This window comes from Chthoniobacterales bacterium, assembly GCA_036569045.1.
Lineage (GTDB): Bacteria > Verrucomicrobiota > Verrucomicrobiia > Chthoniobacterales > JAATET01 > JAATET01.
In genome coordinates this window covers 1-20,611 of sequence record DATCRI010000044.1, presented here as the reverse complement: position 1 = coordinate 20,611, position 20,611 = coordinate 1, and the positions used below count along the sequence as shown (strand labels likewise).

Sequence of the window (20,611 nt, the reverse complement as noted above, 5' to 3'; positions counted from 1 at the left end):
GGTTCGCGGCGACCGGCGGCGTCCACTGGCTCGCCGGCTGGCTGCAACCGCCCTGGATGCACGACGCCCGCAGCGTGGCGGCCATCGTCTGGTTCTGGCTGTCGAACTTCGGCATCTATCTTCTGCTGGCCATCGCGCTCGTCGTCGTCGCCTCCATCCGGCGGGCCCGTGAGCAACTCGCCCTCGTCCTGCCCGCGATCGCGATGTTTGTCGTGTGCGCCTTCGTCTCCTTCGCCGTCTGGCCGTGGGACAACACGAAAATCCTGCTCTGGTGCTGGCTTGCCGTCGCCCCGGGCATCTGGACGGTGATCCTGAAGCCCGTTCCCCTCGTGCCGCGAGCCGTCCTTTGCCTTGCCCTCTTCTTCACCGGCGCCCTCTCGCTCACGGCGGGACTCGACGGCCGCCACGGCTACAAACTCGTGGACCTCCCACTCGTCAATGCGACCGCCAGCGCGGCAGCGCAGGTTCCGGCCGAGGAGCGCTTCGCCTGCGCACCGGAGTTCTGGCACCCGCTCATCCTGCTCGGCCGCAAGGTCGCCCTCGGTTACGACGGCCACCTTTGGAGTCACGGCCTGAATTACCAGCCAAAGATGGCCGAGCTCGACAACCTCATGAATGCCGGCCCTGGCTGGCAGGAAAACGCGAAGCGCCTCGGCGTGAGCTACCTCTTCTGGGGCGCTCCCGAAGAAGCGCGCTACCCCGATTCCCGCAAACGCTGGGCACTCGAACTGCCGATCGAGGCGCGGGCGGAAAACTTCACGATCTACCGGCTGCCCGGTGCGCGCTGAGCGTCGATCAGGCCTTTTTCGTCGCGCCGACCACGAGCAATCCCGCGCCGACCACGAGAGCCGATACGCCGAGGATCGGGGAAAGCGGGATCGTCTCCTTCTTCTCCGCGGTGGCCTGAATCGGGCCGAGGTCGAGGACCTTTTCCTTTTTGGTGAACGAGATGCTGGGCACGACAAGCACGCCGATTCCGATCACGACAAGAATGATTCCGATGGTCTTGAGCATATTTCGGAAGGAATTCGCACCCGCACCACCGGGCGGTCGTATCAAACCCAGCCGAGCCAGCCGAGCACTCCCGCCACGCCCACGACAATCAGGGGATTCGTCTTCGTGCAGGTGAAAATTACCGTCGCCACCGCCGTGAGCGCCCACTGGCGATAGCCGTGGTCCGCCGATTTCGCGACGATCACGCCGCTCGCGAGCACGAGGCCGACCGTGAGCGGCGCAAAGCCCTTCTCGACGGCGTGCCGCCACGCGGCTTCCTTCGCGCTGTTCCAGAATCGCGCCGCGAAATAGACCAGCGCGCCCGCCGGCACGATCATCGCGATCGTGGCCACCAGCGCGCCGCCCCAGCCCGCCGCGGCGTAGCCGATCAGCGTGACGATGAGAATGCTCGGCCCCGGCGCCGCCTGCGAGATCGCGAAGAGATCCGCAAACTGCCGATCGGTGATCCAGTGGTAATTCCGCACCGCATCCAAGTGCATCTGCGGCAGCACGGTGTTGCCGCCGCCGATCGAGAGGGCCGAGAGCGAGCCGAAGACCAGGATCAGCCGCAGTAGCGTATTCACGCTCATGCCGCCTCCTTTGCACGGGCGCGCGGCCAGCCCCACCACAGCGCGATCGGGCCGCAGATCGCCAGCGAAGCCCAGAGCGGAAATCGCAGGATCGCGCTCAGCACAAAAATCGCGAGGAAGAGCCCGATGGCCACCGGCGACCCCAGGCATTTCCTACCCGTCTTGAAGGCCATCGACAGCGTCATCGCCACCGCAGCCGCGGTCATGCCGTGCAGAATGGATTTCATCGCCGGCACCTTGCTGTAGGTGAAGTAAAACCAGCCCATCCCGAGCACGATGAGCACCGGCACGAAGGTCAGCCCGATCGTGGCCGCGATCGCGCCGAGGATGCCGTGAAATTTCACCCCCACGAAGACGGCGAGATTCACCTGATTCGCCCCGGGCAGGATCCGGCAGATCGTGAGCGCGCTGAGGAATTCCTCCTCCGTCATCCATTTCCGCTCGACCACCACCACCTCGCGCGACCAGGCCGAAAGCCCGCCGCCGAAGCTCGCGATCGCGATCTTGTTGAACGTCAGCGCCAGCTCGAGCAGCCCCGGTGGCTTGATGGCATCGGGCGCAGACGCCTCCTCACTCATGGTGCAGGTCGGGATCGTGCGGGAAGTCGTCCTCGTGATGATGCAGCGCCTGCAGCGGATCCGGCGTCTCGTAGCGGTGCGAGTGGTCCCAGTCGTCCTCGAAGACGGTCGAAAGTTGCTCGATGATCTCGATATCCGCGATTGTCGTTCCGAGCTCGCGCCGCAGGTCGAAAGCGCTGCGATCGATGTTCATCGACCCGACCAGCGCATGCTCGCCATCGACGATGATGAGCTTTGCGTGGAGCCGGAGGTTCTTCTGCTTGTGCACCTTCACGCCCATGTAATGGAGCAGGCGCAGCGAGGAAAACGTGTCGAGAATGTCCCATTCGCTGATGCCGTGCTTGCCGCCGCAGAGCACGCGCACGTGCACGCCGCGCTGGGCCGCCGCGGCGATGCGCTCGGTGACGGTCGCGTCGACAAATTTCGGGTGCTGGATCTCGAGCGTCTTCTCCGCGCGATCGATGAACTCCGACATGAGCAGCCGCGAGTTGTTATTGCTCCACAGCAGGCCGGTATCCTCGTCCGGCAGCCATTTGCGATGCTCCCAGTCGGCATTGAAGCCCTCGACGACCTGCGCGACCTTCGACGGCAGGTCGACGATCACGCCGTAATCGCGCGTGAGAGTGAAATATTTCTCGCAGAGGTTGAAGGTCGCAATGAGCGCCACCTTCTCGTCCACGACGATCGACTTCTCGTGCGTGACGACAAAATGCGGACTGCTCCACTGCACGGGCACGCCGGCCGCCTTGAGCAGCTCGAACGTCTCGTCGTTGGCGCGGGTGCCCGACGAGCGCTGCGCATTCAACATCACGCGCACGGCCACGCCGGCCTTGTGGCGATCGATCACCGCCTGCTGAATCTCCGGCTCGGTGAACGTGAACTGCTTGATGAGCAACGACTCGCGAGCTCGGGTGATAAAGGCAATGACCGGGGCGGTGCCGTCGTCCGGCTGAACGATCAGGTGGCGATGTTTCGACATGCGAGGCGAAATATTCTCGCAGGCCGGCGGAAACGCAAAGCCGGAAAGCGGGATTTTCTCTGATATGGGCTCCGCCCTTGCCGACGGAATGGGTTCCGGCTAGGTAACCAACCGTGCTGCATCCCGACCACCGCATTGCTGGCGTTCTCGCACCCGTTTTTGCCCTTCGTGGCTCCCAGGATCTCGGGGTCGGCGACACTCTGGCCCTCCGCGAGTTTGCCACATGGGCCGCCGGCCACGGATTGCGGGTCGTGCAGATCCTCCCGGTGAACGAATCCGGCGCGGACAACAGCCCCTACAACATCATCAGCTCGATGGCGCTCGACCCGACGACCATCGCGACTTTTCCCGACGAATTGCCCGATCTGCGGAAGCGCGATTTCAAGAGCATCACCGCCGAGTTCGATCTCGAGACGCTCCGGGCCGGTTCCGTGCGCTACGCCGAGGTGAAGAAACTCAAGCGCGCCCTGCTCGCCGCCGCGCACACGAATTTCCGCGAGAAATCCGACGCCGACCGCGTCGCCGCCTTCGACGAATTTGTCTCCGAACACGAGGAATGGCTGGCCCCCTACGCGTTCTTCCGCGCGCTCGTCACCTTGCACGACGAGTCCGAGGTCTTCGAGCTCTGGCCCGAGGAACAGCGCACCCTGCCCGGCGCAACAGCCTGGCTGGAGGCGCAATCCGACGATCTCCGCGCCGAGGTCGAGCGCCTCGTCGACTTCCACAGCTACGTGCAATGGATCGCCTTCTCGCAGTGGACCGCCGCGCGGGATTTTTGCGCGAAACTCGGCGTCTCGCTCATGGGCGACGTGCCGGTCGGCGTGAGCGTTTACAGTGCGGACGTCTGGAGCGAGCCGGAAGTCTTCGACCTCACCCGCTCGTGCGGCGCGCCGCCGGAGGGCGTCTTCGCCAGCGATCCCTTCACCGCGAAATGGGGCCAGAACTGGGGCTTCCCGCTTTACGACTGGCAGGCCATGTCGCGGGATAACTTCGCGTGGTGGCGCCGTCGCCTGCGCGCAATGGTCGCGCTGTTCGACCTCATTCGCGTCGATCACGCGCTCGGATTTTTCCGCATCTACAGCTTTCCCTGGCCGCCGCAACGCAACGCCGAATTCCTCGATCTCACCGAGGAGCAGGCGAAGGCCCTCACCGGGGGCCTTCTGCCCGGGTTCATGCCGCGCGACGACTCCACGCCGGAAAACTGCGAGGCGAACTGCCGCCACGGCGAGATTCTCTACCGCATTTTCCTCGAGGAAATCGAAGCCCCGAGACTCATCGCGGAGGATCTCGGCACCGTGCCGCCCTACGTCCGTCCCGTTCTCGAGCGCCTCGAGGTCCCCGGATTCAAGATTCCCCAGTGGGAGCGCCCCTACGATGGCGCACCGAACCTGACTCCGGGAAAGGATTACGCCCGCCTCTCGCTCGCGACCTACGCCACCCACGATCACCCGCCCGTCCACACCTTTTGGAATGCCTGGTTCGCCCTCACCCGGTCGCCGGGGGAATGGGAACGCAACCGCGCCCGGGAGGAAATGAACGCCCTGCTCGTCTTCTGCGGCGAGAAGCCGATGGAGCCCCGGCCCTTCGACGACGCGCTGCTCGCCATCACGATGCGCGGCCTCATGGCCTCGAACTCCTGGCTCGCGATCCCCATGATCACCGACATTCTGGGCACCGAAGACCGCTTCAACGTGCCCGGCGCGATCGGCGACCAGAACTGGACCGCGCGTCTGACGACCGTTTCGGCGGAACTCGACAAAAACCACGCCCCCCAATTAGAGATTCTCCATCAAATCCTTGCGCAAACCGGCCGCATATTGAAATGAGTTTGCCGGCAGGTCCGATTTCTGCTCTCTGACTCCCGAACAAGGTGCAGATATGGGAAATTTGACGAAAAGGGATCTGGTCGTCCGAATCAGCAATGAAACCGGGCTCGTGCAGCAGGATGTCTTCGACGTCCTGCAGAAGACGCTCGATTACATCACCGACGCACTGGCCGAGGGTCAGAACGTCGAGTTGCGCAACTTTGGCGTCTTCGAAGTGCGCCTCACGAAATCCCGCGTGGGCCGCAACCCCAACAAACCCGAAAAAGACGTCGTCATCCCCGCCCGCGCCACCGTGAAATTCAAGGCGGGCAAGATCATGCGGCAGCGCGTGCTCATGCGCACCGACGGCATGAAGCCGGAAACTGCTTCCGCCGCTTGATTCGTGTCGTAGAGTAACGCGTGTCGAAGTTCATCCGCGTTCGCGGCGCCCGCCAAAACAACCTCAAGGGAATCGACCTCGACCTGCCGCTGGGCCGGTTCATCGTCGTCACCGGCCCCAGTGGCTCGGGAAAATCCAGCCTCGCGTTCGACACGATTTACGCCGAGGGCCAGCGCCGCTACGTCGAGACGTTCAGCCCCTACACGCGGCAATTCCTCGACCGCATGGACAAGCCGCAGGCCGAATCCATCGAGGGCATCCCGCCCGCCATCGCCATCGAGCAGTCGAACAACGTCCGCTCGACCCGCTCGACCGTCGGCACGATCACCGAGATCAACGACTACCTGAAGCTCTTCTTCTCGCGCACCGCAAAGGCGACGTGCCCGAGCTGCGCCCGCCCGGTGCGGCCCGAGACGGCGCAATCCATCGTCACGCACGTGATGCGCGACTTCGCCGGCCAGTCCGTGCTCGTCACCTTCGGCGTGCCCGTCCCCGCCGGCACCGCGCCGGCCGATTTCTACGCGTTTCTCCAGCAGCAGGGCTTCCTCCGCGTGCTGCTCTACGGCGAGATCGTCCGCACCGACGAACCGCCCACCCGCGCCGCGCTGCCGGGCATCATCCCCGTCATCCAGGATCGCCTCGAAGTCACCGACGCAAACCTTGCCCGCCTCAGCGAGGCCATCGAGCACGCTCTCCGCCTCGGCCAGGGGAAACTGGAAATTCTCGACGCCAGATCGAGGACGCAGACCCCGTATTCCTCGGGCTGGCATTGCGCGCACTGCGACATTTCGATCCGCCCGCCGTCGCCCGGCCTGTTCACGTTCAACAACCCGCTCGGCGCCTGCCCGGATTGCCGCGGCTTCGGTCGCATCATCGGCATCGACTACGCCCGGGTGATGCCCGATCCCTCGCTCAGCCTCGCGGACGGCGTCATCAAGCCCTTCCAAAGCGGCCACTCGCGCGAATGCCAGGCCGACCTCATGAAGGCCGCCGATCGCCGCGACATCGACGTCTACGCGCCTTTCCGCGACCTGCCCGAAGCGGACCAGCGCTGGGTGATCGACGGCGACGCCAGCGTCGACCTCAGCTCCGACGATCTCGCGGAATCCGACGGCTGGTATGGCGTGAAGGGTTACTTTGCCTGGCTCGAGGCGCGCACCTACAAGATGCACATCCGCGTGCTGCTCTCGCGCTACCGCAGCTACCAGCCATGCCCAACGTGCAACGGCGGGCGGTTCCAGCCCGAGACGCTGAACTTCCGCCTCGAACCCGCGCACCTCACGCTTCCCGAACTCGCCGCCCTGCCGGTGAAGCGGCTCGGAGAAATCTTCGACGCCACCGATATGCCGCCCGGCGACGCCAGCGCCGTGCTCGTGCGCGAGCAGATCGCCTCCCGCCTCCGCTACCTGGAATCCGTCGGCCTCGGCTACCTCTCGCTCGATCGCCCCACCCGCACGCTCAGCGGCGGCGAAATCGCCCGCGTCAACCTCACGACCTGCCTCGGCGCGTCGCTCGTGAACGCGCTCTTCGTCATGGACGAACCCAGCGTCGGCCTGCATCCGCGCGACACCCAGCGGCTGCTCGCCGTCATGCGCGCGCTCCGCGACAAGGGAAACACCCTCCTCGTCGTCGAGCACGAGGAGGCCATCATGCGCGCCGCCGACCATCTCGTGGACATCGGCCCCGGCCGTGGCAACCTTGGCGGCGAGCTCACCTACAGCGGCCCGCTCGCGGAACTCGGGAGCGATACCCTCACCGGCGCGTATCTCCACGGCAGGAAATCGATCCCGATTCCCGAGGATCGCCGCGAGCCCCTGGAATTCATCGAACTCACCGGCATCGAGCATCACAACCTGCACGACCTCGACGTCCGCATTCCGCTCGGCGTGTTCTGCTGCGTCACCGGCGTCTCCGGCTCCGGCAAGTCCACGCTCATCCACAACGTCCTCTACAAGAACCTCGTCGGCAGCGAGGGCGACGACCTTGATCCCGCCGGCCGCGTCGCCGGCATCGATGGCGGCGAGGACATCGAGGAGATCGTGATGGTCGACCAGTCGTCCATCGCGCGCAGCCCGCGCTCGACGCCCGCCGTTTACATCGGCGCGTTCGACGGCATCCGCGCGCTCTTCGCGGCCACGGACGACGCCACCTCCGCCGGCCTCACCGCCAGCTCGTTCTCGTTCAATTCCGGCAATGGCCGCTGCGAACGCTGCGCCGGCCTCGGCTTCGAGAAGGTCGAGATGCAGTTCCTCAGCGACCTCTTCCTCCGCTGCCCCGAGTGCGAAGGCCGGCGCTACCAGGCGCACGTCCTCAAGATCCAGATCGCCGACAAGTCGATTCACGACGTGCTGGAAATGACCGTCCGCGAGGCGATCGAGTTCTTCACGGGCAAGGAACGCAAAGACGAGATCACCCGCCCGCTCCAGCTCATGGCCGATGTCGGCCTCGAATACCTGCGCCTCGGCCAGCCGCTGAACATTCTCTCCGGCGGTGAATCCCAGCGCCTGAAACTGGTGAACCACCTCGTCGAGAAGCGCGGCACCGAGGCGCTGCTCATCTTCGACGAGCCCACCACCGGCCTGCACATCGACGATGTCGCGCAGCTCCTCCAGGTCTTCCAGCGCCTTGTCGACGAAGGCAACAGCCTCATCGTCATCGAGCACAACCTCGAGGTCATCAAATCCGCCGACTGGATCGTCGACCTTGGCCCCGACGCCGGCGACGAAGGCGGCCTCCTCATCGCCGAGGGCACCCCCGAGCAGGTCGCGCAGGTCGCGGAGTCCCACACCGGCCGCTTCCTCGCCGAGGCGCTCAAGGGCGCCGTCGGCCGCGTCGAGGAGGCGCCGCTCAGCTACCAGCTCGCCCTCAGGAACGGCGCCGCCGCGAAGGAGGCGATCAGCATTCGCGGCGCCCGCGAGCACAACCTCAAGAACATCTCGATCGACATTCCACGCGACAAGGTCGTCGTCATCACCGGCATGAGTGGCTCGGGCAAGTCCACGCTCGCGTTCGACATCCTCTTCGCCGAGGGCCAGCGCCGGTTCCTCGACAGCATGTCGCCCTACGCGCGGCAGTTCGTCGATCAGCTCGAGAAACCCGAGGTCGATTCCATCGAGGGCCTGCCGCCCAGCGTCGCGATCGAACAGCGCGTCACCCGCGGCGGCGGCAAGTCCACCGTCGCCACCGTCACCGAGGTCTACCACTTCCTCCGCCTGCTCTTCTCGAAGCTCGGCACGCAATATTGTCCGGACTGCGACGTGCCCGTGGAGACGCAGACCGTCAGCGCGATCATCAGTCACGTCGAGGCGCTCGTCGCGAAAGGCCCGGTCAGGCTCTTCGCCCCGCTCGTGAAGGCCCGCAAGGGCTTCCACACCGAGGTCGCCCGCTGGGCAGCGCGCCAGGGCTACACGACGCTGCTCGTGGACGGCAAACTCACGCCCGTCGACACCTTCCAGAAACTCGAGCGCTTCAAGGAACACACGATCGACGTCTACCTTGGCGAAATTTCCGCCGCGAACGCGACCGAGATTCCGAAGCTCGTCCGCGCCGCGGTCACCGCCGGAAAGGGCACCGCGCGCATCGTCGACGCGAAGAAGAAGTCGCACATCCTCAGCACGGCGATGAACTGCCCGAGTTGCGAGCGCGCCTTCGAGGAGCTCGACCCGCGCATGTTCTCGTTCAACTCGCCGCACGGCTGGTGCGAGCATTGCCGCGGCTTCGGCGAGGTCTGGCGCCACACCGAGAAGTCCGAGGAATTCGACAGCCAGCTCGAGGCCGACCTCGCAGAAGAGAAAAAATTCGAGGACCTCGAGGAGGGTGAATCCGAAACGTGCGCCCTCTGCCTCGGCGCGCGGATCAACGTGAACGCCCGCGCCGTCCGCGTGAAGGGCCACCCGATCACCGACTTCACCGCCGCGTCCGCCGCCCGCGGCCTCGAGCGCATCCGGAAGCTCCGCTTCACCGCCACCGAAAAACCCATCGCGATCGATGTCGTCGCCGAGATCGAGCAGCGCCTGAAATTCCTCAGCGAAGTCGGCCTCGACTACCTCAGCCTCGACCGCTCGTCGAAGACGCTCTCCGGCGGCGAGTCGCAGCGCATCCGCCTCGCCGCGCAGCTCGGCAGCAATCTTCGCGGCGTGCTCTACGTGCTCGACGAACCAACGATCGGCCTGCATCCGCGCGACAACGACCGCCTGCTCGACGCCCTCGTCCAGCTCTCGAAGAAGGGCAACTCGCTCGTGATCGTCGAGCACGACGAGGACACCATGCGTCGCGCCGACCACCTCATCGACCTCGGCCCGCGCGCCGGCCGCAACGGCGGGCAAATCGTTTCGCAAGGCAGCGTCGCGACCGTGATGAAGCACGAGGAATCGCTCACCGCGAAATACCTCCGCTCCCCGATGACGCATCCGCTCTCCGGCAAGCGTCGCGATCTCAAGACCGCACCCGGCTGGATCGAGCTCACCGGTGCCACGCTTCACAACCTCCAGGGCGTGGACGTCAAAATCCCGATCAATCGCCTCACCGTCGTGTCCGGCATTTCCGGCTCCGGCAAGAGCACCCTCGTCCGCGGCGTGCTCGTGCCCGCCGTCCGCGACGGCCTCACGCGCAAGTCGAAGAGCAAGTCGATCTCCACCGACTTCATCGCGATCACCGGTCTCGAGCAGCTCGGCGCCGTGCTCGAGGTCGATCAGTCGCCCATCGGCAAGACGTCGCGCTCCACGCCCGCGACCTACATCAAGGTCCTCGACGAGATTCGCAACGTCTTCGCGCAGATTCCCGAGTCACGCGTCCGCGGCTACACGTCGAGCCGGTTCTCGTTCAACAACGAGGGCGGCCGCTGCGAGAACTGCATGGGCCAGGGCGTCATTAAGCTCGAGATGAACTTTCTGCCGACGACCTACATGCCCTGCGAGGAGTGCGGGGGCAAACGCTACAACCCGCCGACGCTCGAAGTGAAATACAACGAGAAGTCGATCGGCGACGTCATGGCCATGCCCGTCGAGCAGGCCGCGGAATTCTTCGCCGCGAATCCCAAGATCAAGCGCTCGCTCGATCTTCTTGTCGAAACCGGCCTCGGCTACCTCACGCTCGGCCAGCCCAGCCCCACGCTCAGCGGCGGCGAGGCCCAGCGCATCAAGCTCGTCACCCAGCTCGCCCGACGCAGCACCGCGAAGGCCGAGGTGATCCGCACCACCCGCGTCGGAAAATCCACGCTCTACGTGCTCGAGGAGCCGACCATCGGCCTGCACACCGCCGACGTGGCAAACCTGATCGCCGTCCTCCACCGCCTCGTCGAGGAAGGCGGCACCGTTGTCGTGATCGAGCATCACCTCGACGTCGTCGCGGAGGCCGATTACGTGATCGACATCGGTCCCGAGGCCGGCGAAGCCGGCGGCCAGGTCGTCGCGGCGGGCACGCCCGAGCAGGTCGCCAAATCCAAAAGGAGCCGCACCGCGCCCTTCCTCGCCGAGGCCCTGAAACGGTAACATCGACGCGCCATCGATGCGCTCCGCCGTCATCTTTCTCGTCTTCAACCGCCCGGAACTCACCGCCCGGGTCCTTGACCGAATCCGGGCCGCCCAACCACCGCGGCTGCTCGTCGTCGCGGACGGTCCGCGACCCGACCACCCGGAAGACGCCGCCAAAGTTGCCGCAGTCCGCTCTCAGATCGACACCGGAATCGACTGGCCGTGCGAGGTTCTCCGAGATGAAGCGGAGGAGAACCTTGGGTGCGGCCGACGGGTTTCCAGCGGCCTCGACTGGGCATTCGGACACATCGAGGAAGCCATCATTCTCGAGGACGACTGCCTGCCCCACCCGAGCTTCTTCTCGTTTTGCGACGAGATGCTCGCCCGCTACCGCGACGACGCCCGCGTGATGCACGTCGCCGGCACGAATCTCGCCGCATCCCGCATGAAATCAGGGACGAAAGCCTGGTTCAGCCGGCACGCGTGGGTCTGGGGCTGGGCCACGTGGCGCCGCGCGTGGCAGCACTACGACTTCACGATGGATTCGTGGACCGAGCGCCTGCCCACTCTTCGCGCGAGCTTCGCCAGCTCCTGGGAACGCCGCTACTGGCTGCCGACGCTCGACCGCGCCCGTCGCGAACTCGCGCGCGCCAACACGTGGGACTATTCCTGGCACTACACCTGTCGCTCCCTCGGCGGCCGCGCCATCGTTCCCACCCGCAACCTCATCGAGAATCTGGGATTCGGCGTCGATCACACCCACACGCCGCTCGCGCTGCGTCGGCTTCAACAACCCGGCGAGGACTGCGGTCCGATTACCGATTCCGTCTCCTCGCGAATTTCGCCCTACCATGACGAATTGATCAGCCGCGTCTACATGGGCGAGCCACCCACGCTCATCAACGACCTGAAGTCGCGAATCCGCACGGCTCCCGCAACCGTCGCCCAAATCTTCGGCGATCTGCTCCGAGTCACGCCCCTCTCCCGCTGACCGCGACGGTCCGGGAAAGCGCTCGAGTCAGCGACTAAAAAAATCGCAAAACGAGCAGTCCCGCCGCTGTGCCGAGCCCGACGAGAAGGCCTGCGAAAGTGATTCCTGCAGTGACGTCGACGGCCTTGGCCCGGGTGTTTCGATTCGTTTTCATGGGGTTGCTGAAAAACGTAACCCCATCGACGGATTTGTCCAATGACGGGATCGCGCTCGCGGAATTCTCCGTCCATCGTAGAGAATCCGCTGGCCCCGAAACGGAGGGAGCGGCTAACAGACGGGCATGTTTCGACCGGTCGCCTGTTTCCTTTTCGCGTCTCTCCTTTTCTCCGGAACGGTCCTGTCGCAGGTTCCGGACAAGCCCCAGCCGAAGCTGCCCACGATCTCGCTCTCCATCGGCGACCGGAAACTCGCCACGGAGGTGGCCGACGACGACACCGAGCGCGAGACGGGCATGATGTTCCGCACCGAGATGGCCGACGGCACGGCCATGCTGTTCGTCTTCAACGTCCCCCAGCGGAGGGGTTTTTGGATGAAGAACACCATCATCCCACTCTCCGTCGCCTATCTGAATGCGAGCGGGATGATCCTGGAGATTCACGACCTCCAGCCGAAGGATGAACGGGCGGTGACCAGCCAGTTCGACACCATCGCCTACGCCATCGAGGTTCCGCAGGGCTGGTTCTCGAAAAATGGAATCCTGCCAGGCTCGATGGTGACTGGCCTTCCGCCGCTTGCGCGGCAGTAGGAACGCGGGCAAGGCGGCTGGCCTCGCCCGCGCGAAATCGGAATCAGGGCTTCAGTTCGACGCCGGTGAGGCCGTTCGAAATGACGAACTTCTCCTGGTGGAAGGTCGGATCGGAACGGAACGTCAGCCGGCCGGCGTAGCGGCGCTCGATATCGATGAGGAGTTCCTCGTCCTCGTCGCGCAGACGCGCAAGAAGGTCGGGATGCACCGCGATCTTGATCTCGTGCACGTCGGCCGAGTGCTTCTTCATCACGGAATGCAACGAGCGCTGGAGCTCGACGCTCATCGTCATCGGGCTCTTTACCCGGCCGCGGCCGTTGCAATGCGGGCAAATCACGAACTGCGAACTCGCGAGACTCTCCTGCACGCGCTGGCGGGTCATTTCCATGAGGCCCAGCGCGGAAATCGGCAGCACGTGCGTGCGCGCCTTGTCACGCTGGAGGCGGTCCTTCACGCGCTGGAAGACAGCCTGCTGGTCCTTCCGGCTCTTCATGTCGATGTAGTCGGCGACGACGAGCCCCCCGATGTTGCGCAGCCGAAGCTGGCGGGAAATCTCGTCCGCGGCCTCGAGATTGGTCGTGAGGATGGTCTTCTCCATGTCCTTCGCGCCCTTGTTGCGGCCGGTGTTCACGTCGATCGCGATCATGGCCTCGGTCTCGTCGATCACGATATATCCCCCGCACGGGAGCCAGACCTGGCGATGGAATGCGGAGTCGATCTGCGGCTGGACGCCGAAGAAGTCGAAGATCGGCTGCGCGCCGCCATAATGGTGCACGCGCTTCTTGGCCCGCTTGGAGATGTTTTCCACGAGCACCTGCATGCGCTCGAAGGCCTGAAGGTCGTCGACGAGCACTTCATCCACTTCGTCGGTGAGAAAATCGCGAACCGAGCGCTCGATGAGATCGGGCTCGCGGAAAAGTTCCGCCGGAGAGCGCTTCTCCTCCATGCCGCGCTCGATCTCGGCCCACTGGTCGAGCAGGATGCCAAGATCGCGCACGAAATAGCGGGCGCGCTGCCCCTGGCCGGCGGTGCGCATGATGACGCCCATGCCATCGGGCAGCTCAAGTTCGCGAAGGATCTTGCGCAGGCGGTCACGCTCCTTGGGATCGTCGATCTTGCGCGAGATGCCGCACTGGTCGTTAAACGGCATGAGGACGAGATAGCGCCCGGGCATGCTGATGTTCGTCGTGATGCGAGGGCCCTTGTTGCTGATCGGACCCTTGCTGACCTGCACGATCACATCGGAGCCGACGGGATAGATATTCGGAATGTCCTTGGCGGTGATGGGCTGCTTTTTCTTGCCGCCGCCTTTGCCGCCCTTGCCCTCGCGGGAAACGGTCTCGATGCCGCTGTCGAGCGCGGCGGGAATGGCATCCCAGAAATGAAGGAATGCGTTCTTCTCGAAGCCGATGTCGACGAACATCGCCTTCAGCCCGTGCTCGATGTTGCGGACCTTGCCCTTGTAGATGCCGCCCACGATGTTGCGCTCGGTCTCGCGCTCGATCGTGTATTCCTCGAGCCGGTTATTCTCGAGGAGCGCGACGCGCTTCTCGAGCTTCTCGCAGCTGATGATCAGTTTTGTTCCCGTGGGCTTGCGACCCAGACCTAGTATGCGTTTGACAGTTTCGATCATTCGTTGGTGAGCCCGATCCCCTCGGGGCGGGCGGTGTTAAGGTGACGGAGGGTTTCATCCTAGCGGCGGAAGGGATTCCAACCCGGCTTGCGCTCTTCGCGCTCCGGTTTTGGTTTCTTCTTGCTGCCACCAAAGTTGAAAAAATTGTCGAGGAGGCCGCGCTTCTTCTCCTTCGGCTGCGGCTTCACGCGCCCTTCGCTGTCGGGCTCGGCGCGAATGCTCGGCTCCTCCGTGTCGCTGGCCACGTCGCGAACCGTGGCGGAGGCGGAAGCAACGGTTTCCACCGTCTCCTGATCGGCCGCCGCGGCGGCGGGGATGTCGCGATCGAAATCGATGGACTCGATGAACTTGAAGTTGCCCTTCGAGGGCTCGAGCGCGGCGAGATCGACCTTGAGGTCGCCCTTGTCCATGGCAAAGGCCTGTTCGAGAATCTTCGCCGCCACCGGGGCTGGCACTCCACCGCCGGATTTGCCGCCCTGAATGAGCACGCAGATCGCGTATTTCGGCTTCTGGTAGGGCGCGAATGCGATGAAGAGCGTGTTGTTGTCCTGCGTCTTGCGGCCTTTCGAGTCGAGGCGCCAGTTCTGCGCCGTGCCGGTCTTGCCCGCCACCTCGAAGCCCGCGATGCGAGCCTTGCGAGCCGTGCCGCCTTCCTCGTTGACCACGCGCCACATGCCATGGCGCACATGCTCGATCTGTTCGGCGGTCATGCCCGCGTCGGTGAGAAGATTCGACCGCACGCGCACGGGCTCCGGCGTATCGACGGTGCCATCCGCCTCGACAACCCGGTCGACGATTCGCGGGTAATAACAGGTGCCGCCGTTCGCGATCGTCGCGGCGACCATGGCCATCTGCAGCGGCGAGGCCAGCACGGCGCCCTGCCCGATCGCGACATTTGCCGTGAGGCTGGGCCGCCATTTGTCCTGCGGATTTACCGAACGCAGATGCTCGGGGCCGTCGAGAATGCCGGGGCTTTCGCCGGAAAGCGGAATGCCGGTCAGCTGCCCCAGACCGAGCATGTGGCCGATCTCGTCGATCTGGTCGATGCCCGCGACATTGCCGGCGCGAAAGAAGTAACCGTTGCAGGAATTCTTGAGGCCCCCCTCGACATCGAGACTGCCGTGATTTCCTTTTCCGAAAATCCAGCATTTCATGAAGGTGTTGCCATAGCTCATTCCGCCACCGCATTCGAAGTGCTGGGCTCCGATCTTGGCGCGCTCGATGGCGAGCGCGGAGATCGCCTTGAACGTGGAACCGGGAATGTAGCCGTTGATGGCGCGATTGAGCAGCGGCGACGTTTCGTCGGAAGTGAGGGCGACCCAGTCCTTGGCCGCGATCGACGGAACGAACTTGTTGGGATCGAACGAAGGCACCGAGGCCATCGCGAGAATGTCGCCGTTGTTGACGTCGACCACGACGCAGGCAGCGCGTCCTGCGACCCGCAACGTCTCCTCGACGATGTATTGGAGACGGGCGTCGATCGTCAGGAAAACATCGGCCCCTTTCTCCGGCGGAACGAGCTGGGCGTCGTTCTCGAGGATCTGGTTCTTCGCGTCACGCTGGAGCGTCCGCACGCCCGGCTTGCCGCGGAGATACTTGTCCATCGCCTTCTCGATCTGGGCCTTACCCTCCACGTCGGGCTGGAAAAAATTGTAATCCTTGCCCTCCTCGGCCTCCTCCTTGCGCTGCTTGTCGATGTCGCGCGGGGCGCCGACGTAGCCGAGGATGTGGGCGGCCAGCGAGCCGTAGGGATAATAGCGCACGGGCTTCACCTCGGCCTTCAGGCCCGGCAGACCGACGTTGTTCTCCATCAACTTCGCCATCGTGTCGAAATCGAGATCCTGGCGATACGGATAGGGAATCAGTTCCTCGTTGCGATAATGCGTCTGAAGCTGCTCGGCGTTGTAATCCACCGCCACGCCGAGTTCCGTCAACCGCTCGATCACCGAGTCGTTGACGACCTTGGGGATATCGACCTCGGGCACCTCGCTCAGGTTGCCGTAGCGATCGCGGCGGCGAAATTTCACGTCGCGCAACGGGGGCTTGCCGTGTTCCTTTTTGTAAGCGCGAACGATGTCGGGCAGGTAGAAGTCCACCTCGAAGCTGGCGCGATTTTCGACGAGGGGAACCCCATTGCGGTCCTTGATCTCGCCGCGCACGGCCGGCAGACGCACGGTCACCCGGGAACCACCCTTGACCTTCGCGAGGTAGTAATCGCCACGCACAATCTGCACCCACCAGAGGCGGCTGATCAGGATCGCCAGGCCGCCGACGATGACCGCTGCGAGAAAGATGATGCGAAATGTGGGAACCCCTTTTTTCATGACGGCACCATTCAATACTCCCGGAGCGATCGCCGGTCGCCGGGGACAAAGGTTGCGAAGAGGAGACTGCCGAGCATCAGGACCAGCGTCAGACCAAGGGCAATCACCGCCGGCGCGGCGATCCGCCACGCCACGGCTTCACTCCAGAACAGGCCGCCGGAATCGAACCGCCGCATCGTGATCATCCCGAATTGCAGCCCGAGGTAAACCAGTGTCGTCACCGCACTCATCAAGGGCGGCAGCCACCAGTGGCCGCGCAAAACGAGCGACCGCAAACCCTGGCAAATCAATCCGGACGCCACGAAGAGGAGGATAGACCACCCCGCCGACAATTCAACCGCGCCTGCGACGGTCTGGATCGTGTCGAAGTCGCTCATCTCCACCGAACGATGCACGATCTGCAGCGCGGTAAAATCACTGAGGAATCCCGTGATGAGAGCCAGCACGAGCATGCTCGGAAAGGGCAGGACGCAGGCGCCGTAACAGAACAGCGCCGGCGCGATGAGAACGCGGGCGCCCTCCGCACTCTGCAGGGGCGGGATGAACTCCTGAACGATAAAGCTCGCGAAGATCGCGACCGCGAGGCCCAGGGTGACGAGCGTGTCCCTCATTTTTTCCCGGCGATGATGAAAACATCGGCCAATGTGGAAAAATCAACCGCCGGTTCGAGGATGGCCTGCCCATCCAGTTCGCGCGGCTTGAAACTCTTGACCGTTCCGATGAGCAATCCCGAGGGGAAGACGGCGCCCACGCCCTGCGTGTAAACCTTCTGCCCGGGTTGCAGGTTCGCGTTCTTGGAAAGAAAACTCATCTGGAGTTCGGCCGCGCCACCCTCCTGCACGCGCACGCCACTGACGATTCCCTTCTCGTGGGTGCCCTCGACGTAGGCGCCGATCTTGCAGTTCTCGTCGGTGATCAAAACGATCTTCGCGTCGTTCTTTCCGGCAGTCATCACCTTGCCGACGAGACCGGTATCCGTGATCACCGTCATCGGCGGACCGCCCTGCATGCCGTCATCCACGCCGTCCTCGAAGCCGCGGTTGATCGTCACGGTATTCCACCAGGTGGACGCGTCACGGGTGATCACCTGCGCGGGCACGAGACCGAACACCGATCGCTCGCGATAATCCATCGCGGCGCGCAGCTTGTTGTTCTCCGCCTCCATGTCGCGAAGGATGATGTTCGTCGCGCGCAGCTCCTTGTTCTCGCGCTCGAGGCGGCGGTTATCCGCTTCGAGCTGGTCGAGCGTCTTGAGTCCCTTCCCCATCGCGCCCAGCCCCTGCTGGACTGCCGAGCCGGTGCGCAGGAACGGCGACAATACCGACATCACGCTCCGCTGGACCTTCTGCGCGGACCCCGAACTCAGCAGGGTCAGGAAGATCGCCAGCAACACGACGATCACCGCGAGGAGGATGTTGACTTTCTTCATGCGTGCGAGGAATCGCCATCCCGGAGAACGGCGCTACGTCCAGGCGAACGAGACTAGATCGAGGTCGCGATGTGCTGACGGTCCATGGAGGAGACCCGACGCAGCAAGTTGATTTCCTGCAACGCCTTGCCCGTGCCTTCGGCGACGGCGCTGAGAGGATCCTCCGCGACGTGCACCGGCAGGCCGGTTTCCTCGGCGAGCAACCGATCGAGGCCGCGCAACAGAGCGCCGCCGCCCGCCAGCACGAGGCCGCGGTCCACGAGGTCGGCGGAGAGCTCGGGCGGACAGCGCTCGAGCGTGATGCGCACGGAATCGACGATCGTCGAAATGGGTTCCATAAGGGCCTCGCGCACTTCCTGCGAGGTGATGGTGATGGTTTTCGGCAGGCCGGCCACGAGATCGCGACCTTTCACTTCCATGCTGACTTCCTTCTCGAGCTTGTAGGCCGAGCCGATCTTGATCTTGATCTCCTCCGCGGTGCGCTCACCGATCATGAGGTTGTAGGCCCGCTTCATGTATTGGGCGATGGCCTCGTCGAGTTCGTCGCCGGCAACGCGCACGCTGCGGCTGAAAACGATGCCCGAGAGCGAGATGAGCGCGACTTCCGTCGTGCCGCCACCGATGTCGATGATCATGTTACCCGCGGCGTCCTGCACGGGCAGGCCGACCCCGATCGCGGCGGCCATGGGCTCCTCGATGAGGTGCACCTCGCGGGCGCCCGCGTGAATGGCACTCTCGCGCACGGCGCGCTTCTCGACTTCGGTAATTCCACTCGGCACGGCGATGACCACCCGCGGGCGGCGCATCCGACTGCGACTGTGGACCTTGCTGATGAAGTGGCGAAGCATTGCCTCGGTCACCTCGAAATCGGCGATGACGCCATCCTTGAGAGGGCGAATCGCGACGATGTTGCCGGGAGTGCGGCCGAGCATGCGCTTGGCCTCATCGCCAACGGCGAGCACCTTGTTCGTGCCGGCATGGACCGCGACCACCGAGGGTTCGCGGAGCACGATTCCGTGGTCCTTTACAAAGACGAGCGTGTTGGCCGTGCCGAGATCGATGCCAATGTCGTGCGAGAGAAATCCGAGAATTTTATCAAACATCTGCCTGAAAATGGGTTGGTGAATGTCACAATTAGTCAGCGCACGCACCAAGTCGCCCGACGCGCGCTCTGTCTCCAGAAAAACTGATCCGCGACAGTAGGAACCGAAAAATCGCTCCGTCAAGGCAATACACGGCTCCGGAGGCGATTGCCGCCCCGAAACCGGTGGATCCCCGAAAATCGCCCAAAATCAGATCGCAGCGGCGATGGCCTTGCCCATTTCGGCGGTGCCGACCTTCTTCTGTCCTTCGGTCCAGATGTCCCCCGTGCGGAGGCCATCGGCGATGACTTTTCGCACCGCCGCGTCGATGGCATCTGCCGCGTCGTCGCGTCCGAGCGAATAACGCAGCATCATGCCCGCGGAGAGGATCTGCGCGATGGGATTGGCGATGCCCTTGCCGGCGATGTCCGGAGCGGTGCCTCCGCTCGGCTCATACATGCCAAACCGTCGGGAGACGGCGCCCGGCGCGCCCGTCGCTTCGCCGAGGCTCGCGCTGGGCAGCATGCCGAGGGAGCCGGTGATCATCGCCAGCTCGTCGCTCAGAATGTCGCCAAACATGTTTTCGGCAACGATCACGTCGAACTGCTTCGGATTCTTCACCAGCTGCATCGCGGCGTTGTCCACGTAGAGGTGGTTGAGCGACACATCGGGATAATCCGCCGCGGTTTCCGTCACGATGCGGCGCCAAAGCAGGCCGTTTTGCAGGACGTTCGCCTTGTCGATCGAGGTCACTTTTTTTCCGCGGGTGAGGGCCGCCTCGAAAGCGACGCGCGCAATGCGCCGAATCTCGCTCTCCCAGTAAATCATCGTATCCACCGCAAAGGATTCGCCGCCTTCCTGCTTCGTGTATTTCGGCTCGCCGAAATAGAGACCGCCGGTGAGTTCGCGGACGCAAAGCACGTCGAAGCCGCCATCCACGATACTCGGATGGAGCGGAGACGCGTGCGCGAGATCCGGCAGACAGACGCCGGGGCGAAGGTTCGCAAAAAGGCCGAAATGCTTGCGCAGCGGCAGCAGCGCCGCACGCTCGGGCTGTTCGTTCGCGGGAAGACTCTCCCATTTCGGACCGCCGACGGAGCCGAAAAGAATCGCGTCCGCCGCCTCGCATGCCTTCAGCGTCGCCTCGGGCAGCGCGTGCCCGTCGACATCGATGGCGATGCCGCCGACGCGGCACTCCGTGAACTCGATCGAAATCGCAAACTTGCTCGTCACCACGTCGAGCACCCGGCGGGCCTCGGCCATCACTTCGGGGCCAATGCCGTCGCCGGCCAGCACCGCTACTTGAAAAGTCTCACTCATTGCGCCGGGCATTTAAGCGGGACCACGTCGCGCGGGGAAGCGCGATTCTGAAATCAGGCGCCGCGCGCGGCCTCGACGAAGGCTCGCACCCGGGCCGCATCCTTGCGGCGCGCATCGCCGGCAGCCTCGACGCCGCTCGCGACATCCACGCCCTGCGGCCGCACGATCTTCACCGCCTCGCCGACCGTTTCCGGCCGCAACCCGCCTGCGAGGATCACGCGCCGATCGGGATGCGCCGCCACGAAACTCGCCGCCAGCGGCAGGTCGACGG

17 protein-coding genes are annotated in these 20,611 nt (G+C 64.3%); 6 read left to right on the top strand and 11 right to left on the bottom strand.

Features of this window, described 5'->3' with window-relative positions; genetic code table 11:
* Window positions 1-788: hypothetical protein (locus tag VIM61_08605; protein ID HEY8900460.1), on the top strand; the 788-nt coding region annotated here is incomplete at its 5' end.
* 7 nt (window positions 789-795) lie between these two features.
* Here VIM61_08605 and VIM61_08600 read toward each other — a convergent pair.
* From VIM61_08600 to VIM61_08585, 4 genes are read right to left on the bottom strand one after another with little or no spacing between them, the layout of a single operon-like run.
* Window positions 796-1,014, bottom strand: coding sequence for a hypothetical protein (locus VIM61_08600; protein HEY8900459.1), 219 nt, complete (start codon window positions 1,012-1,014; stop codon window positions 796-798).
* A 41-nt stretch (window positions 1,015-1,055) separates the two neighbouring features.
* Window positions 1,056-1,577, bottom strand: coding sequence for a chromate transporter (locus tag VIM61_08595; protein ID HEY8900458.1), 522 nt, complete (start codon window positions 1,575-1,577; stop codon window positions 1,056-1,058).
* A 2-nt stretch (window positions 1,578-1,579) separates the two neighbouring features.
* On the bottom strand, window positions 1,580-2,161 hold the full coding sequence (locus tag VIM61_08590) for a chromate transporter (protein HEY8900457.1): 582 nt from the start codon (window positions 2,159-2,161) through the stop codon (window positions 1,580-1,582).
* On the bottom strand, window positions 2,154-3,140 hold the full coding sequence (locus VIM61_08585; GenBank protein HEY8900456.1) for a phospholipase D-like domain-containing protein: 987 nt from the start codon (window positions 3,138-3,140) through the stop codon (window positions 2,154-2,156). The genes VIM61_08590 and VIM61_08585 overlap by 8 nt, the downstream gene beginning before the upstream one ends.
* Before the next feature lie 113 nt (window positions 3,141-3,253).
* On the opposite strand from VIM61_08585, the gene VIM61_08580 reads away from it, so the two are divergent.
* The 5 genes from VIM61_08580 (at window position 3,254) to VIM61_08560 (ending at window position 12,552) form a co-directional block, all read left to right on the top strand.
* On the top strand, window positions 3,254-4,966 hold the full coding sequence (locus VIM61_08580; protein HEY8900455.1) for a 4-alpha-glucanotransferase: 1,713 nt from the start codon (window positions 3,254-3,256) through the stop codon (window positions 4,964-4,966).
* Between the two features lie 52 nt (window positions 4,967-5,018).
* On the top strand, window positions 5,019-5,345 hold the full coding sequence (locus VIM61_08575) for an HU family DNA-binding protein (GenBank protein ID HEY8900454.1): 327 nt from the start codon (window positions 5,019-5,021) through the stop codon (window positions 5,343-5,345).
* Window positions 5,346-5,365: 20 nt separating this feature from the next.
* Window positions 5,366-10,834, top strand: a complete 5,469-nt coding sequence (uvrA, locus tag VIM61_08570; GenBank protein ID HEY8900453.1) for an excinuclease ABC subunit UvrA — start codon at window positions 5,366-5,368, stop codon at window positions 10,832-10,834.
* A 16-nt stretch (window positions 10,835-10,850) separates the two neighbouring features.
* Entirely contained in the window at window positions 10,851-11,807 is a 957-nt protein-coding gene (locus tag VIM61_08565; protein ID HEY8900452.1) for a glycosyltransferase family A protein, read from the top strand.
* 280 nt (window positions 11,808-12,087) lie between these two features.
* On the top strand, window positions 12,088-12,552 hold the full coding sequence (locus tag VIM61_08560) for a DUF192 domain-containing protein (GenBank protein HEY8900451.1): 465 nt from the start codon (window positions 12,088-12,090) through the stop codon (window positions 12,550-12,552).
* A 43-nt stretch (window positions 12,553-12,595) separates the two neighbouring features.
* On the opposite strand, the gene VIM61_08555 is transcribed toward VIM61_08560, so the two are convergent.
* The 7 genes from VIM61_08555 to VIM61_08525 all read right to left on the bottom strand — a co-directional run.
* Window positions 12,596-14,185, bottom strand: a complete 1,590-nt coding sequence (locus VIM61_08555) for an Rne/Rng family ribonuclease (protein ID HEY8900450.1) — start codon at window positions 14,183-14,185, stop codon at window positions 12,596-12,598.
* A gap of 59 nt (window positions 14,186-14,244) precedes the next feature.
* Window positions 14,245-16,509: a penicillin-binding transpeptidase domain-containing protein gene (locus VIM61_08550; protein HEY8900449.1), complete on the bottom strand. Its 2,265-nt coding sequence runs from the start codon at window positions 16,507-16,509 to the stop codon at window positions 14,245-14,247.
* A gap of 11 nt (window positions 16,510-16,520) precedes the next feature.
* Window positions 16,521-17,120: a hypothetical protein gene (locus VIM61_08545; GenBank protein HEY8900448.1), complete on the bottom strand. Its 600-nt coding sequence runs from the start codon at window positions 17,118-17,120 to the stop codon at window positions 16,521-16,523.
* Window positions 17,117-17,938 carry a rod shape-determining protein MreC gene (gene mreC, locus VIM61_08540; protein ID HEY8900447.1) on the bottom strand — a complete coding sequence of 274 codons (822 nt, stop codon included), beginning with the start codon at window positions 17,936-17,938 and terminating at the stop codon, window positions 17,117-17,119. Before mreC ends, VIM61_08545 begins: the two co-directional genes overlap by 4 nt.
* A 53-nt stretch (window positions 17,939-17,991) precedes the next feature.
* Entirely contained in the window at window positions 17,992-19,041 is a 1,050-nt protein-coding gene (locus tag VIM61_08535; protein HEY8900446.1) for a rod shape-determining protein, read from the bottom strand.
* A 189-nt stretch (window positions 19,042-19,230) separates the two neighbouring features.
* A complete protein-coding gene (gene leuB / locus VIM61_08530; protein ID HEY8900445.1) occupies window positions 19,231-20,340 on the bottom strand; it encodes a 3-isopropylmalate dehydrogenase in 1,110 nt (369 codons plus the stop codon).
* A 53-nt stretch (window positions 20,341-20,393) separates the two neighbouring features.
* Window positions 20,394-20,611, bottom strand: a 218-nt coding sequence (locus VIM61_08525; protein HEY8900444.1) for a phosphoribosylanthranilate isomerase, incomplete at its 5' end; no start/stop codon positions are given.

Excerpts from the sequence above, each read along its gene's own strand:
- VIM61_08600 (HEY8900459.1), bottom strand. The coding sequence starts at position 1,014 with ATGCTCAAGACCATCGGAATCATTCTTGTCGTGATCGGAATCGGCGTG.
- VIM61_08590 (HEY8900457.1), bottom strand. The coding sequence starts at position 2,161 with ATGAGTGAGGAGGCGTCTGCGCCCGATGCCATCAAGCCACCGGGGCTG.
- VIM61_08585 (HEY8900456.1), bottom strand. The coding sequence starts at position 3,140 with ATGTCGAAACATCGCCACCTGATCGTTCAGCCGGACGACGGCACCGCC.
- VIM61_08575 (HEY8900454.1), top strand. The coding sequence starts at position 5,019 with ATGGGAAATTTGACGAAAAGGGATCTGGTCGTCCGAATCAGCAATGAA.
- VIM61_08565 (HEY8900452.1), top strand. The coding sequence starts at position 10,851 with ATGCGCTCCGCCGTCATCTTTCTCGTCTTCAACCGCCCGGAACTCACC.
- VIM61_08560 (HEY8900451.1), top strand. The coding sequence starts at position 12,088 with ATGTTTCGACCGGTCGCCTGTTTCCTTTTCGCGTCTCTCCTTTTCTCC.
- VIM61_08555 (HEY8900450.1), bottom strand. The coding sequence starts at position 14,185 with ATGATCGAAACTGTCAAACGCATACTAGGTCTGGGTCGCAAGCCCACG.
- VIM61_08550 (HEY8900449.1), bottom strand. The coding sequence starts at position 16,509 with ATGAAAAAAGGGGTTCCCACATTTCGCATCATCTTTCTCGCAGCGGTC.
- VIM61_08545 (HEY8900448.1), bottom strand. The coding sequence starts at position 17,120 with ATGAGGGACACGCTCGTCACCCTGGGCCTCGCGGTCGCGATCTTCGCG.
- mreC (HEY8900447.1), bottom strand. The coding sequence starts at position 17,938 with ATGAAGAAAGTCAACATCCTCCTCGCGGTGATCGTCGTGTTGCTGGCG.
- VIM61_08535 (HEY8900446.1), bottom strand. The coding sequence starts at position 19,041 with ATGTTTGATAAAATTCTCGGATTTCTCTCGCACGACATTGGCATCGAT.
- leuB (HEY8900445.1), bottom strand. The coding sequence starts at position 20,340 with ATGAGTGAGACTTTTCAAGTAGCGGTGCTGGCCGGCGACGGCATTGGC.